The organism is Comamonas kerstersii (genome assembly GCF_008801935.1).
Classification (GTDB): domain Bacteria; phylum Pseudomonadota; class Gammaproteobacteria; order Burkholderiales; family Burkholderiaceae_C; genus Comamonas; species Comamonas kerstersii.
Genome location: NZ_VZOT01000011.1, coordinates 18524 through 32657, shown reverse-complemented (window position 1 = coordinate 32657; position 14134 = coordinate 18524). Strand labels below are relative to the sequence as shown.

Sequence of the window (14134 nt, the reverse complement as noted above, 5' to 3'; positions counted from 1 at the left end):
CGTCTGTGGGCCGATGAAGAAATTGGTGTGAAGCAGGGCTCAGCCGCTTCACGGATACCCAGCCTTGGTCCACGCCAATACCCAGCCGCTGTGTGCACAGTCTATGCACACAGCGGCTTTTTTCTGGCCTGCAGCAGCAGGCTGCAGAGCTGGTTTACGCCTGCCTGTCTTCGCCCGGCAGACTGTGGTTATGCGTATGCGTGCCGCAGTGAAAACAGAACTTGGAGAAAGCGCTCTTGCGCGTGCCGCAGGCATGGCAGGCCTGGAACAGGTTCAGCCCACAGTGGGGGCAGAAATCCGTCACGCCATCTTTGAGGTCCACAGGGCGCTCACAGCCCGGGCACACACTTTTGGCCAGATGCGCCAGCACGGCGTCATACGTCTTACTCACGCGGCGTTCGCTGGCAGGCAGGGCCTCGGCCTGCTTTTGCCGCTCCAGATAGCGCTGCAGCGCCACAATGGCCCAGCGCCCCACCAGTACCGTAATGGCAATGCCCACGGCATAGCGCACATAGCCACCGTAGCTGGGCAGGTAGGGCACGAGCTCCACAAAGAAGGCAAACAGCGCAAAAAAGATAAAGCCCCAGACAAAGGGCCACCAGGTGCTCTTGCGCTTTTTGACAAACAGCCAGCCCGCCAGCAGCAGCAATGGCAACGTCAAGGCCAGGCGATAGAAGAACACCCTGAGCTCCTGTGCACGCCAGGCGCTGTGCAAAGCCTCTCGTGCATCGTTCTCCAGCGCGTTCAGTGCCTGATTCGTGCGCGCTTGCTGCTGGCGCAGATTCAGCAAGGTCTGCTCCTGTTCGTGCAGCGCCTGCTGTGCTTGACGCTCTGCCTGGCGCAACTGCTCCAGCTGCTGGTTGCGTGCGATCACTTCAGGGTCCTGCTCGCTGCGCTGCGTCGCAGAGCGTGTCGCAATCCAGGCCATGAAGTTCTCACGTGCCACCTGCGTGTCACCGCGTGCTTTTTCCCACTGCAGCTGCGCCTGCTCACGGGCATCCATCGCCTCGTCACGCGCCTTGTTCAGCGCAGCCAGTTCGTTACGCAAGGGCTGCGCCTGCTGCGCATCGACGAAGTCGTCCAGCGTCAGCCGATGCTCGACCTGAGGCAGGTCTCCCACCACCGTAGATCCCAGACCAATCAGAAAACTGGCAAAGACCACGGCGACCAGCCACAGACCTCGGCGGAACCAGACTTCCGACCATCGCAAAGACTTGCTCATGTACGCACTCCCTCGTTCAATGGAACGTAGCCATTATGTCGGCTTGGAATTTCGCCGCCTCAGGCTGCGCAGCAGCCAGTAGGTACTGCGACGAACATACAGTGGCTCCCGCCAGCACATCAGTACCAGTGCCACAGCATTGGCCAGCCCCATGCACAGAAACAGCTGCGGCACACTCAGGCCTGCAGCCAGCAGTCCGGCTGCGATCAGCGCCGATGCCACCATGAACAGCGCGTTGAGAATATTGTTGGCAGCAATGATGCGCGCGCGGTGCGTCACTGGGCTGCGCTGCTGAATCAGGGCATACAGCGGGACGCTGTAAATGCCTGCCGACAGCGCCAGGCCGAACAGGTCCAGCAGCACGCGCCAGCGCTGCGGTGCCTGCACAAAGCTCCAGAGGTCCAGCATCTGCGCTGCGCGTGGCAGATGTGCCAGCGACCACCAGAAATCCACAGCAAACAGCGTCATCCCCAAAGCACCAAGCGGCACCAGCCCAGGCTCTATGCGTCCACGCGACAGGATTTCACACAGCAGTGCGCCTGTGCCCACACCCAGTGAAAACACAACCAGCAGGCAGGCCGCCACACGCTCATTGCCCTGCAGCACCTCCTTGGTCAGTACCGGAAATTCCGCCAGAAACACAGCCCCAAAAAACCACATCCAGCTGATGCCCAGCAGCGCCCTGAACACCCGGCCATCGGTGCGTGCCAGGCGCAGATTGGCGGCCGTTTCGCGCCACGAATTCCAGCCCAGCGGCGCTGCATGGGCAGGCACGGCCTGCCGGGGAATGCCCTGTGCCGCCCAGCGCCCCAGCATGGCCAGCAGCAGACAGGTCAGCGCCACATGCCAGCGCCCCACTTCGGGCGTAGCAATCAGCAGGCCGCCGACCACATTGCCCAGCAGGATGGCCACAAAGGTGCCCATCTTCACCATGCCATTGCCCCCCGTCAGCTCTGATGGCTTGAGCACCTGGGGCAGATAGGCAAACTTGGCAGGGCCAAAAAAGGTGGAGTGCACGCCCATACCCACCAGACACAGCATCAGCACCACAGGCCACTGCTGCCAGAAACCCAGTAGCGCCACTGCCATGATGGCAATTTCGCAATCCTTGACCCGCCGCATGAGCACGACCTTGTCCATGCGGTCTGCCAGCTGCCCTGCCGTGGCCGAAAGCAGCACAAAAGGCAGAATGAACAAGGCACCTATCACCAGACCGGCGATGGATGCTGGCAGCCATGCTACCTGCAGCTGGTAGGTGACCAGCACCGTCAGCGCGAACTTGAAGAGGTTGTCGTTGGCCGCCCCCAGCAGCTGGGTAGCAAAGAAGGGGCCAAAGCGCTGCTGGCGCAGCAGCGCGAACTGCGAAGACGGTGTGTGGTGCATGGCCGCCATGGGCAAATAGTCAGAACGCTTGCTTCGTCCTGCAGGGTATCAGCTTGACTTGCGAGCGCTGGTCTTTTTCGCCGGGCTGCTGCGCTTGCCCGCTGGCGCAGCCTTGGGCGTGGCTGTCCGTTGTGTGGCGCGGGTTGCGTTCGCAGGCTTCGCTGCTGGCTTGGACTTGGCCGATGCAGTGGTTTTGGCACCCGTCTTGGCAGTACTGGCCGAGCTGGCAGCCGCCTGTGTCTGGGCTACGGCCTGGCGCACCATGTCGCTGGCCGTCTTGACAGCCGTGCGCGCCAAATCTGTGGACATCTGCGTGGCCTGGAATACCGCCTGCTGCTGTGCAGGATCCTGCATGGCCTGCTGGGCAATCTGCTGAAACTGCTGCGTCAGCGCACCCCACCACTGCATCGCCGCAGCCATGCCTGCGGCCTGTGTGGACTGCTCCTGCGCCGCATCTTGCTGCGCCTGCTGCGCTGCACTTTCATCAGCAGGCTGGGGGGCTGCGGCATCAGATGTGGGCGTCTTGCCCGCCGCAGACATGGGCCAGTCCGACAAGTCCGGTCCTGCTGCTGCGCTCGTGGAGGCAAAAGGAAACCCCTTGGTCATTTCCCCCAAATTCACATGCATGCCCTGCAAGGCAGAGAGCGTCATCTTCTGCACTTCCAGCGCCTGCACGGTCGCGGCCAGTGCCTTGCTGTTTTGCTCCAGCCAGAACTGCACGGCCTTGAGCTCTTCGATGCGCTTGTTGATTTCTTCAACGCTCAGCGTAGGGGCTACCCAGTTCGCAAACGGAGGCTGTGCCGCACTGCCCTGCCCGACCTTGCCCAGGCTCTGCAAAAACTCAAACCCCGGAATGAATTTGCCAAAACCGAACGCGGAGGAATCACTCATAGCCATCACCCATTGCGTGCAATACAAAAAAAGCCCGGGCACAGCGGTGTACCCGGGCTGGCTGCCAGCTAGCTTAACGCAGCGGCCGCTGTACGCTGTCACGCGTACAGCATCTGCCTGGCTTAAAGCCGCTAACGCTACCCAGCAAACCGCAGGTTTGCGTTTGAGACGGTGCGCGAAGCCGTAGACAGTACGAGTAGTACGACAAGGCTTCGCAACGACGTATCAAGGGTTGCGTTAGCAGGTCTTACTGGCCATGGTGATGCGCACTGCCATGCCCATGCTGCATGCTGTGACCATGGCTGCCCGCCTTGGGCGCCATGCGGTGCACGGGCAGCTCCAGATGCAGGCGCGAAGCCTCACCCTTGCTGTCCTTGAAGATCAGCGTCACGGGCACTTGTGTGCCTTCCTGCAGCGGGGCCTTGAGCTGCTGGAACATCAGGTGGTAGCCACCGGGCTTGAGCTCCACGGTCTGGCCCTCAGGCAGCGGCAGGCTGTCGATGGCACGCATGCGCATCACATCGCCTTCCATCTTCATTTCATGGATTTCGCCCACCGCGGCGACAGGCGTTTCAACGCCGACCAGCTCGAGCGGCTCCTGCGCCGTCAGACGCACGAAGCCCCCTGTAGCCTGCTGCCCCGGCACGGAAGCACGCGCCCATGCGCCTTCTGCCTGTACATGGGCGGCATCAGGATGGGCCATGGCCACACCCGTGGTAAGCGCTACAGCAAGCACTGCAGCCGAGAAAATTTTGTTGTGCAAAGACATGGGAATCACTTGGTAAAAAAACTCAACACCAGGCACATGCCAGATGGCCTGTGCCACTCAGGACAGGATCCATGTCTTCGAAGGTGGTGCACGCACGGGAGGCAAAGCTACGCGGCACGGAATATGCACTGCTGGCGGCAAGGCCTGAGGCTGGGCGGCAGGCACCTGTACGCTGGCTGCTTGCACCTGCTGTGGCGGCGGTGCAAGCACCGGCAGGCACAGTGGGCAGTCCAGCGTATGGTGCAGCGCCATACCCTGCCCAGTATCGGTCAACGGGCTGGGTGCATCCAGCGGCGCCAATTCCCCTGAGCACAGATGCACCACATGCTGCTGGCTGATCTGGGCCCGTGCCATCGGCGCCCAGATACTGACCATGCACACGCACAGCCATGCTGCCAGCACCAGCAAGCTGGTGCGGCGCAGATGCGTGGTGATCAGCCGGTTCAACATGTCGGCAATTCTATCGAGCCCACTGCTGCAGACCGGAAGCCATCGGCTTAAATTTCAAGCCAAATATGCCTCTAAGGCTTATACAGCAAGCGCTGACAGCTATATTTTCAAGCTTTCAATTCACCTTCCAGAAACCGCAGCAAGCCACTGACCCGGCGTGTTGGCGCGGCAATGGCCTGGGCCAGCAAACGGACGTCTTCTGCCATCAGCGTAAAAGCACTGCGCGCCCGCGTGATGCCTGTGTAGACCAGTTCACGCCCCAGCACCGAGCCGGCCTTGGCAGAGAGCACCAGTGCCGTGTGCTCAAACTCCGAGCCCTGGCTTTTGTGTACCGTCATGGCAAACGCGGTTTCCACATGGACCAAGCGCGCCACACTTACGGCATGCAGTTGATTGCCCTGCAGAAAGTACACGCGCAAAGGGTGCCCCGGCGCTGCACTGGGCAGGGCAATGCCGATGTCACCATTGAACACGCCCAGCGCTGCATCGTTGCGTGTGACCATGACAGGTCGGCCGCGGTACCACTCACCAGGCTCCTTGGGGATCACGCCCAGCCGTGCCAGCAGCTGTTGCACGGCGGCGTTCAGGCCAGCCACGCCCCATTCGCCTTCACGCACGGCGCACAGCAGACGAAAGCGCTCAAACGCGGTGATGACTTCGCGCACCCAGCCCTCATGCTGCACGGCGATGTCCGATGCTTTTTCTATCGCTACCCAGCGCTGCAGCGCCTGTGCAAAAGGCTGGTAGCCCACGGCGGTGCCGCGCCCTTGCCAGGCCAGCTGGTGTACGCGCTGCACAGCGCCACCGGCTTGCATGAAGACCGGGTCGTAGACGCCACATTCGGCCAGTAGCGCTTGACTGCGCGCCACATCGCCCGCATTGACGGCCAGCGCCAGCTCGGCAATCGGCCCACTGAAGCGCCTGCTTTCGCGCAGCATCACGGTCTGCTGCGCCAGTGCAGGCGCCATGGCATCTGCGTGAAATGGTGCAGGAATGTGCTCACCCGCCACACGGGCCACATAGTCCACCGTTGCTGCGTCATAGCGCCCCATTTGCGCATCACGGCACAGATCGCCCAGCACAGCGCCGGCCTCGACAGATGCCAGCTGGTCCTTGTCCCCCAGCAGCACCAGGCGCGCATGGGGCGGCAGTGCATCGAGCAGGGCCGACATCATTTCCAGGTGCACCATGGATGCCTCATCGACGATGAGCACATCCACATCCAGCGGCCGCCCCGCATGAAAGCCCCAGTGCCGCGTATCAGGCCGCGCGCCCAGCAGCGAGTGCAGCGTGCGCGCAGCGCCCACGCGCTGCACCAGCGCCTCCAGATCCAGAGCATCTCCCACCACTTGCTGCAAATCCTTGAGCGCGGTTTCAATCGATTCCTTCAGCCGTGCTGCCGCCTTACCCGTGGGCGCAGACAGTGCCACACGCAGCTGCTCAGGTTGCGCCGCCGTAGCAAACAGCAGCGCCAGCAGGCGTGCTGCGGTATAGGTCTTGCCCGTGCCGGGGCCGCCGGTGATGATCGAAAAACGCCCACGCAGGGCCACCGCACAGGCCACTTTCTGCCAGTTGCAGCCAGCCCCCGAAGCCACGGGAAAAAAGCGATCCAGCCACTCGCGTGCGGCCTGCTCAGGCAGCTGCACGCCAGCGGCAGTACTGCGTTGCAGGATGTGTGCGGCCACCATGCGTTCATGGTCCCAGTAACGGCGCAGATACAGCAGGGGGTGGGCGCTATCTACTGCAGCCAGCACCAGGGGCTGGGCACGGTCTGCCTCGGTGGCTGCACGCACCAGTGGACATGCCTGCAGTGCCTGCAGCCATTGCGCACATGTACCCGGCAGGCGCTCCCACAGGGCCAGCAGATGGGGCAAGTCTTCCGCATCCCAGCCCAGCACCGCATTGGGCGTAGCCACCAGATCAGCCAGCGGCAAGCAGCTGTGACCGCGCCCTTCCATCTGTGCCAGCATGGCTGCCGCCACTAGCACGCAGGGCTGCACCTGCGGGTCCTGTTCATGCAGCCACACGGCCAGCGCCACATCCAGCCGCCGCAGCATGCCTGCATCGGCCCACAGGCGCAGCACCTCCAGCACACTATGCGCGGTCACAGGTGCTGCAGGTTCGGCGGCGAACATTTCCAGGGTATGGATATCCAGATGACGTTTGCGGCTCATGCCTGCACCTCGTTGATCAATGCCTGCAGGGCGTCCAGCAGCTCCAGCATGGGGGGCACCACATGCACACCCTGTGCCGGCCCATCCATGCCGCGCAAAAAGAAATACAGCGCGCCGCCCAACTGCTGCGCTGGGTCATAGGCATCGCCCAGACGGCTTTGCAGTAGGCTATGCAGCGCCAGCAGATACAGCGCAGCCTGTACGTCATAGCGGTGCTGCAGCATGGCCTGCTGCAGCGCAGCGGCATGGTAGGCGCTGCCATCTGTGCCCAGATAGTTGGTCTTGTAGTCCAGCACCCAGTAGCGGTCTTCATGCACAAAAACCAGGTCTGCAAAGCCCATCAGCATGCCGTGCAGGCTGCGGTCTGGCAGCATGGGACGCTCCATCTCCGGCAAGATGAACTGGCGGCACAGCGCATCGACTTCACGCGCGGGCAGCTGCGCAATCGGCAGCCAGAATTCCATTTCCGGCAGCCGCGTGCGGATCTGCGCCAGGCTGCAGCCCAGTGGCGGCAGCGGATGGTGCACCACATGGCGCAACCACTGCAGCGTGTCCTGCGCCTGCTCCGTGCGGCCCGCGCGTTCGCAGCGGCGCAGCAGCTGCTCGCTCAGGCGGCCTTGCCCATCGGCTTCCAGCGCAAAGTCTTCACCCTCCAGCCACTCCAGCTGCTCGTGGATAAAGTTGCCCACCAACTCACCCCGCATAAAGCGGTGCCACACGGCGCTGCTGGCCACGGGCAGCAGCGCCTTGCGCCCTGCGCTCGCATCCAGCGCACGCTCGTCATCGGCGGGCTGCATGGCCGCCACAGGCAGCACCGGCAGCTCACTGCTTTTGCCACGCACCAGGCGGGTAAAGCTGGCAATGCTCCACTGCGTGTCAAACTGGGCATCATAGGTCTGCGGAACGCACAGTGGCGGCGGTACATCGCTGCTACGGTACAGCGTGGGTGCAGAAGGCGCTGGCAAAGGCTCTACCCGTATGTCGCTGCAGCCTTCAGCCAGTGCCTGCAGTGCATCACGCCAACCCTGCACAGAGGCTTCCTGCCCGCCATTGAGCAGATAACCACAAGCACCCTTGTGGTTCACACATTTTTTTGAGCCGTGCTTGCTCAGCGCACTGATGCCCACCCAGATCGCATGGCGTGGCCGCGTCAGCGCCACATACAGCAGACGAATGTCTTCACGCAGCCGCTCCTTGTCTGCCTGCTGCTTGGCCTCCGTGCTGGGCTGCAGATCCACACTGCGGCGGCCATCAGGCTGGGGGACACGCACCAGGCTGTCGGAATACTCACGGAAATCTGCCGCAAATGGCAAAAACACCACGGGATACTCCAACCCCTTGCTTTTGTGCACAGTGACAACCTTGACCAGATCTTCATCGCTTTCCAGCCGCACGACCTGTTCTTCACTGCCCTGCCCCGGCGCTTCGATCTGCATGGCCAGCCAGCGAATCAGTGCCTGTTCACCTTCCAGCGTCGCACTCGCGTTTTGCAGCAGTTCCGCCAGATGCAGGTAATTGGTCAGCCGCCGTTCACCCCCGGTTTCAGCCAGCCACAGCGCAGGCAGCTGCATGCGGTGCAAGGTCTGACGCAACATGGCCAGCACGCCCTGCATCTGCCAGACGCTGTGCAGCTCAGCCACGATCTGGCTTTTGGCATCAAAGGCTTCGTCATCCGCCGCCAGCCAGGCCAGCTGCTCCAACGACAGCCCCATGATGCGCGTTGCCAGCCCGGCACGCACGGCCCGCGCATCGCGCGGCGCAGCCACAGCACGCAGCCATACCAGCACGTCCTGTGCCTCAGCGCTGGCAAACACGGATTCCTGGTCTGACAGATACACCGACGCCACATGGCGGCGCTGCAGTTCACGGCGTACGGCTGCAGCCTGTTTGCCGGTACGCACCAGCACAGCAATATCGCGCGGACGCAGGCGCTGCAGCGGCTTTCCATCCTCTGCGAAACCCACCCTGACATCGTTGAGCCATCGCACGATCTGCTCGGCACAGGCACGGGACATATGCTCCAGCATCGTTTCCGTGTTGACCAGCTCTCCCTGCCCCTCATGCCACACCACAGTCATGGCTGGAACGGGCTGACCATCCATCTGAAACCGCTCCGCACGGCCCTTGGCACGCACAGCGTCAAACGGCAGCGGGTTGCGCTGCGCTTCACGAAACATGAAGGCCCCGGCCCCCACGCGGGCCTCGGCCTGTGCGAACCAGCGGTTGACGGCATGCACCACGGCTTCGGTGGAGCGGTAGTTCACATCGAGCACATAGTGGCGGCCTTCCGTAGCCTCTCGTGCGCGCAGATAGCTGTAGATGTCGGCGCCGCGAAAGCCGTAGATGGACTGTTTCGGATCACCAATCAGCAGCAGCGCACTTTCGGGGTCGTTGTCTGCCGTGCGGTAGATCTGGTCAAACAGGCGGTACTGCAGCGGCGAGGTGTCCTGAAACTCGTCAATCAGCGCCACCGGATACTGCGCCAGAATGCGCTGGCGCAGGGCTGGGCCGTTTTCGCCAGACAGTGCCTGGTCCAGGCGTTCCAGCATGTCCGCAAAGCCAAAGGTACGCGTCTGCTGCTTGAGCCACTGCATGCGCTGGTGCACATAGGCCGCAGCATGTGCCAGCATCTGCACCCGCAAATCGGGCATCTGCGCCATCTGCTCGGCCAGCTCCTCAAAAGCATGGGCTTGCGGCGGTACCTCCAGCGGTGGTGCACTTTTCAAGCGGCAGGCGGGCATCTCACTGGCACGCAGATTCTGGCGTGCGGTGGCGTACTCCTTGCGGCGCCAGAAATCCATGACTTCTGGTGCCTCTACCCATGCGCCCAGTGCCTGCACCCAGTCCTGCACCTGCTTGGCGCTGAAGCGTCTGCTATTCCAGTGCTCCGGAGCATCTTCCACCTGTTGCAGCAGCCAGTCGCGAAAGCGCGGAAATATCGTTTTCCAGGGCTGCACCAATGCCTGCTGCGCCGCCTGTGCCTGCTGGACCAGCTGTTGCAGGCTCTGTCCGTCTGGCACAAAACTGGCCATGTCTTCGGGACGAAGGCTGCGCAAAGCCTCATAGCAATCTGCAAAGCTTTTCCAGACCTGCAGCACCATGGCCAGCTCCTGCCCCTGCAGCGGATAGCACTGCTGGCGCCAGTAGTCCTGCGCAGCTTCCACCAGGCGCTGGGATTCGTCACTTTCCAGCGTTTCGTCAAACAGATTGCTGCTGTCGAACGCATGCTCGCGCAGCATGCGCTGGCACCAGGCATCAATGGTGAAAATGGCCGCATCGTCCATGGACTCCGCCGCCATGGCCAGCTGCCAGGCAGCTCGCTCGCGCGGCGGCCCTTCAGGGTAAGCCGCCATCAAGTCCAGCAAAAACGGATCAGGCTTCTCCTGCTCTGGCACCTGTCCACGGAAATACGCGGCGGCCTGCACCAGACGTGCGCGGATACGGTCTGAGAGCTCGCGCGTGGCCGCGCGCGTGAAAGTCATGACCAGAATGTCTGCAGGCATCAGCGGCTTGCCAAAGGCGCGTTCACCGCCGTGCCCCAGCACCAGTCGCACATAGAGCGCAGCAATCGTCCAGGTCTTGCCCGTGCCCGCACTGGCTTCAATCAAACGGCTGCCATGCAGCGGAAAGCTGCGTGCATCCAATACGTGGCGCTGCGTCATGCATGCCCTCCCTGCTCTGTGTGGTGTATCCAGCCCACGTTTTCTACACACTGCTGCAGCCAGACTTCCATCGGCCCATAGATAGCCAGCGCCAGATCGTGCAAACGCCCATCTGCGTTCAGTATCTGGAAGTCCGGATACAGGCGCTGCCAGTACATGTCTTCAGCTTCACCATTCCCCACAAAGCCGCCCTCATAGGCAGTGCGGGCTGCCGCCTCATCTTGCCAGGCCATGGCCATGCCGGTCTTCATCGGCACTAGCAAGGGCGATTGCTGGCCCTGCAGCCAGAGTTCCAGCAAATCCTGCAATGCCTGCTGTGCCACGTCCTGCGCCATGGGCTGTACATGCAAGGCCGTATCGCGCCCGATCAGCACACCCTGCACCTCCACACCACAGGCGGCAGCCACCAGACTGCGCAAATACACGCGCAGCAGCTTGTCCCTGCGCAACTCGCCGTCCTTGTCCAGCACATCGCGTGCGTCCAGCTGCAGCCACACGGGGGCCACACCTGCAACTTCGTGGTCAGCTGCCCACAGCTGATCCAGCCAGTCTTCCAGCACCACGCCCGCATGCCTGAAGTGCACACGCAGGCGTTCGACTTCGCGTGGGAAGGCCTGCCTGCGTGCCGCCCATTCCTGCAGGCAGGGCAGCACCGTGGCCTGCAACTGCTGCGCTTCGCGCTGCCCCACACCGGCCAGCGGCAGACGACCGGCGCGCTGCAGACTCTGCAGGCGTGCCTGCAGCAGCGGTGCAGCTCTGTCGCCATCCAATGCCGCATGGCGGCTTTGCTCCCAGTCCGCCACAAACTGCTGCTGCAATTGCTCGACCAGCTGGTAGGCCTGCAGACCATTGAGCTGGAACAGCTCGTCGTCTTCAACCGTGTCCTCATCCGCTTCAAAGTACACCCCCAGACGCTGCTGAAAAAACGCCTTGGCCGGGTGGCGCACAAAGCGCGTCAGTCTGTCCATGCTCAAGGGCTCCAGTGCATCCAGGTCCAGTGCTGGCATGTCCTGCACCACGGCCGCATCCTGCTGCGCATGCGCATCACGCCATTCACGGGCATAGGTCAGCAAATCCGTGTTCTGCTCAAAGTAGCGGCGGCTAAAAGGCTGCAAGGGGTGGTGCCAGGTGCGCTCCGCCAGCAAGTCTTTGCGCTCCCCTCGCCAGCCAGCGGCCAGATATTCACGCAGCTGCGACACCAGCACGGAAGGCGGCTGCTCGCTGTTGTCGCGCACATGGTGCCCGGCCCAGCTGATGTAGAGCACGCGGCGTGCAGACAGCACGGCCTCCAGCATCAGCTGGCGGTCATGGTCACGGCGCGCGCGGTCACCCGGACGGTACTGGCCGGGCTGCTGCATCAAGTCAAAGTCATTGCGTGTGGCGCGGCGCGGGTAGTCGCCATCGTTCATGCCCAGCAGGCAGACGACTTCAAACGGAATCGCCCGCATGGGCATGGGCGTGGCAAAGGTCACGCCACCGGCCCGGAAACGCTGCTCCAGCGAAGGCTGCTCCAGCGCCTGCAGCCAAGCTTCCTGCGCCACAGCCAGCGGAATCTGCTGCACAAAACCGGCCTGGTCACAGGCTTCCTGCCAGCGTGTGAGCGCTTTTTCCAGCCCATCGAGCAGGGCACGCTCTACATCATCCTGCGGCTCAAACATGTCCTGCGCCAGCTGGCGCAGGCGCTGCGCCCAGACATCGGGCGTGGCATCCAGCAATGCTTCCTCCCACCAGCGCATCAGGCGCTCGAGCACCGCGGCCAGAATGCCCGCCAGTTCGGCACCCAGCCCGCCGACTTCGTCATAGGGCTCAATCTCGCCCCAGGCAGCGGCACTCTGCCAGCCATGCGCTCCCTGCACACTGCGGCTGCCGCTGGCATAGCCCAACAGCATGCGGCGCAGACCAAACCAGGCGCTGTTGTGCTCACCACAGGCCTGCAAGCCCAGCGTGGCGCGCTGCTCGGCATTCAGTCCCCAGCGGATACCTGCACCCGCCATCCAATGCGTGAGCTGCGGCACATCGGTGGCCGACAGGCCAAAGCGTGCGGCCACGGCGGGGACATCCAGCAGATCACACAGCTCGCTCAGGCGGCAGCGCTGCTGGGGTAACTTGAGCAGCCATTGCAGCGCCACCACCATGGGACTGGCAGCACGCGCACTTAGGTCTGCAATATCAAAGGGGATGTAGCGCGGGTCATGCCGGCTGTACTGACCAAACACGGCGCGGATCGATGGGGCCGCAGCCTGAATATCCGGCAGCATGACGATCACATCGCGCGGCTGCAGCGGCACCTGCCCCGGGGCGGGCGGCTGGGCCAGCAGCTGCAGCAGCTGGTCGTGCAGCACTTCCAGCTCACGCACCAGACTGTGCGCACTGTGAAAGACGATGGACTGGTCCTGTGCAGCAATATAGTGCTCAGGCTGCATGGCTTTGGGGTGCTCAGCCAGCGGCAGCATGTCTCGGATGCTGCGCTGCGCCTGCTGCAGCAGACTGCCTGCATCAGCCGGCGCATCATCAAACAGATCTACGCGTGGCCAATGTGCACGGTCGGCGGTCTGCAAGGTGTTGTCGTACTCGTCGAGCAGGCGCACATAGTCGCGGCTCTGACGGCCCCATGCGGCCAGCAGTGGGTGGGCATGGGCATGCATGGCCTCCAGCGGAATGGCGGCCAGGTCCTGGCCGTTGCGCAGCGGCTGGCGGCGGCGCTGCATGCGCAGCAGCGCGCGCCCGTCAATGGCATCGGCCCAGTGATAGCGGCAGGGGTTGGGTACGGCCAGCACCACCTGAGTGTGGCGCGCCATGGCATCCAGAAAACCCAGCATGGCCAGCGGCACATGGCTCAGGCCAAACAGCACCACACGGCGCGGCACAGGCAGGCTGCCGGGCTCGGCCTCGCGCAGGCGCTGCATGACCAGCTCGCGCAAGGCCGTACGCGTCGCGGCCATTTCATGCGCCTGCAGATCCGCCAGCACCGCACGCCACAGCTGCGCCTGCCAGCGCTGGCTCTCGGGCAGAGGCTCCTCCGGTTTTCCCGGATGCGTCAGCACATCACGGCCCTCCTCCCAGGCCTTGAGCCAATCTCCACGGTAGACCTGGTACTGGTCAAACAGGTCGGCCAGACGCTCGGCCAGCTGCAGCAGGCGCTCGGGCTCGCCAGGGCGCAGAAAGCTTTCAATGGGTGCAAATGCGGGCTCGTGCAACAGGCCCGGCAACAGGCGCATGAGTCGCCAGGTCAGCGGCACTTTTTCCAGCGGCGAAGCAGGCGGCACGGCATGTTTGCCCAGAATCTGCCGGTAGGTGCGCCAGATAAAGCGCGCGGGCAGCTCCACCTTGGCCGCCGCGCACACGCCCAGCTGCTCGGCCATGCGCATCTTGAACCACTCGGCCGTGCCATTGCTTTGCACAAGCACGACTTCGGTTTCGAGTGGCTGCAGCGGGTGGGTGCGCATCCACGCCATCAGCGTATCGGCCAGTGTTTCGGTGCAATTACCGTGCAGGGCCACCAGCCCTGTGGACATGGAAGCAGCCAAGCGAGCCTCTCCGTGTAGGGGTTGTCAGAAAAGCGGCTAGCTTGCCATGCCTGCGA

General features: G+C 63.2%; 8 protein-coding genes. All 8 read right to left on the bottom strand.

Features of this window, described 5'->3' with window-relative positions; all coding sequences use genetic code 11:
* Positions 1 to 154: 154 nt before the first annotated feature.
* A complete protein-coding gene (locus F7P80_RS13235) occupies positions 155 to 1222 on the bottom strand; it encodes a zinc ribbon domain-containing protein (protein ID WP_151045414.1) in 1068 nt (355 codons plus the stop codon).
* 33 nt (positions 1223 to 1255) lie between these two features.
* A complete protein-coding gene (locus F7P80_RS13230) occupies positions 1256 to 2614 on the bottom strand; it encodes an MFS transporter (protein ID WP_151045411.1) in 1359 nt (452 codons plus the stop codon).
* Positions 2615 to 2653: 39 nt separating this feature from the next.
* Positions 2654 to 3496: a PhaM family polyhydroxyalkanoate granule multifunctional regulatory protein gene (locus F7P80_RS13225; RefSeq protein ID WP_151045408.1), complete on the bottom strand. Its 843-nt coding sequence runs from the start codon at positions 3494 to 3496 to the stop codon at positions 2654 to 2656.
* A gap of 247 nt (positions 3497 to 3743) precedes the next feature.
* Positions 3744 to 4265, bottom strand: coding sequence for a copper chaperone PCu(A)C (locus F7P80_RS13220; RefSeq protein WP_054065721.1), 522 nt, complete (start codon positions 4263 to 4265; stop codon positions 3744 to 3746).
* Between the two features lie 57 nt (positions 4266 to 4322).
* On the bottom strand, positions 4323 to 4715 hold the full coding sequence (locus tag F7P80_RS13215; protein WP_151045405.1) for a hypothetical protein: 393 nt from the start codon (positions 4713 to 4715) through the stop codon (positions 4323 to 4325).
* Positions 4716 to 4822: 107 nt separating this feature from the next.
* Positions 4823 to 6889, bottom strand: coding sequence for an exodeoxyribonuclease V subunit alpha (gene recD, locus F7P80_RS13210; protein ID WP_151045402.1), 2067 nt, complete (start codon positions 6887 to 6889; stop codon positions 4823 to 4825).
* Complete coding sequence (recB, locus tag F7P80_RS13205) at positions 6886 to 10551, bottom strand: exodeoxyribonuclease V subunit beta (RefSeq protein WP_151045400.1); 3666 nt, start codon at positions 10549 to 10551, stop codon at positions 6886 to 6888. The genes recD and recB overlap by 4 nt, the downstream gene beginning before the upstream one ends.
* On the bottom strand, positions 10548 to 14078 hold the full coding sequence (recC, locus tag F7P80_RS13200; protein WP_428840872.1) for an exodeoxyribonuclease V subunit gamma: 3531 nt from the start codon (positions 14076 to 14078) through the stop codon (positions 10548 to 10550). Before recC ends, recB begins: the two co-directional genes overlap by 4 nt.
* Positions 14079 to 14134 lie beyond the last annotated feature (56 nt).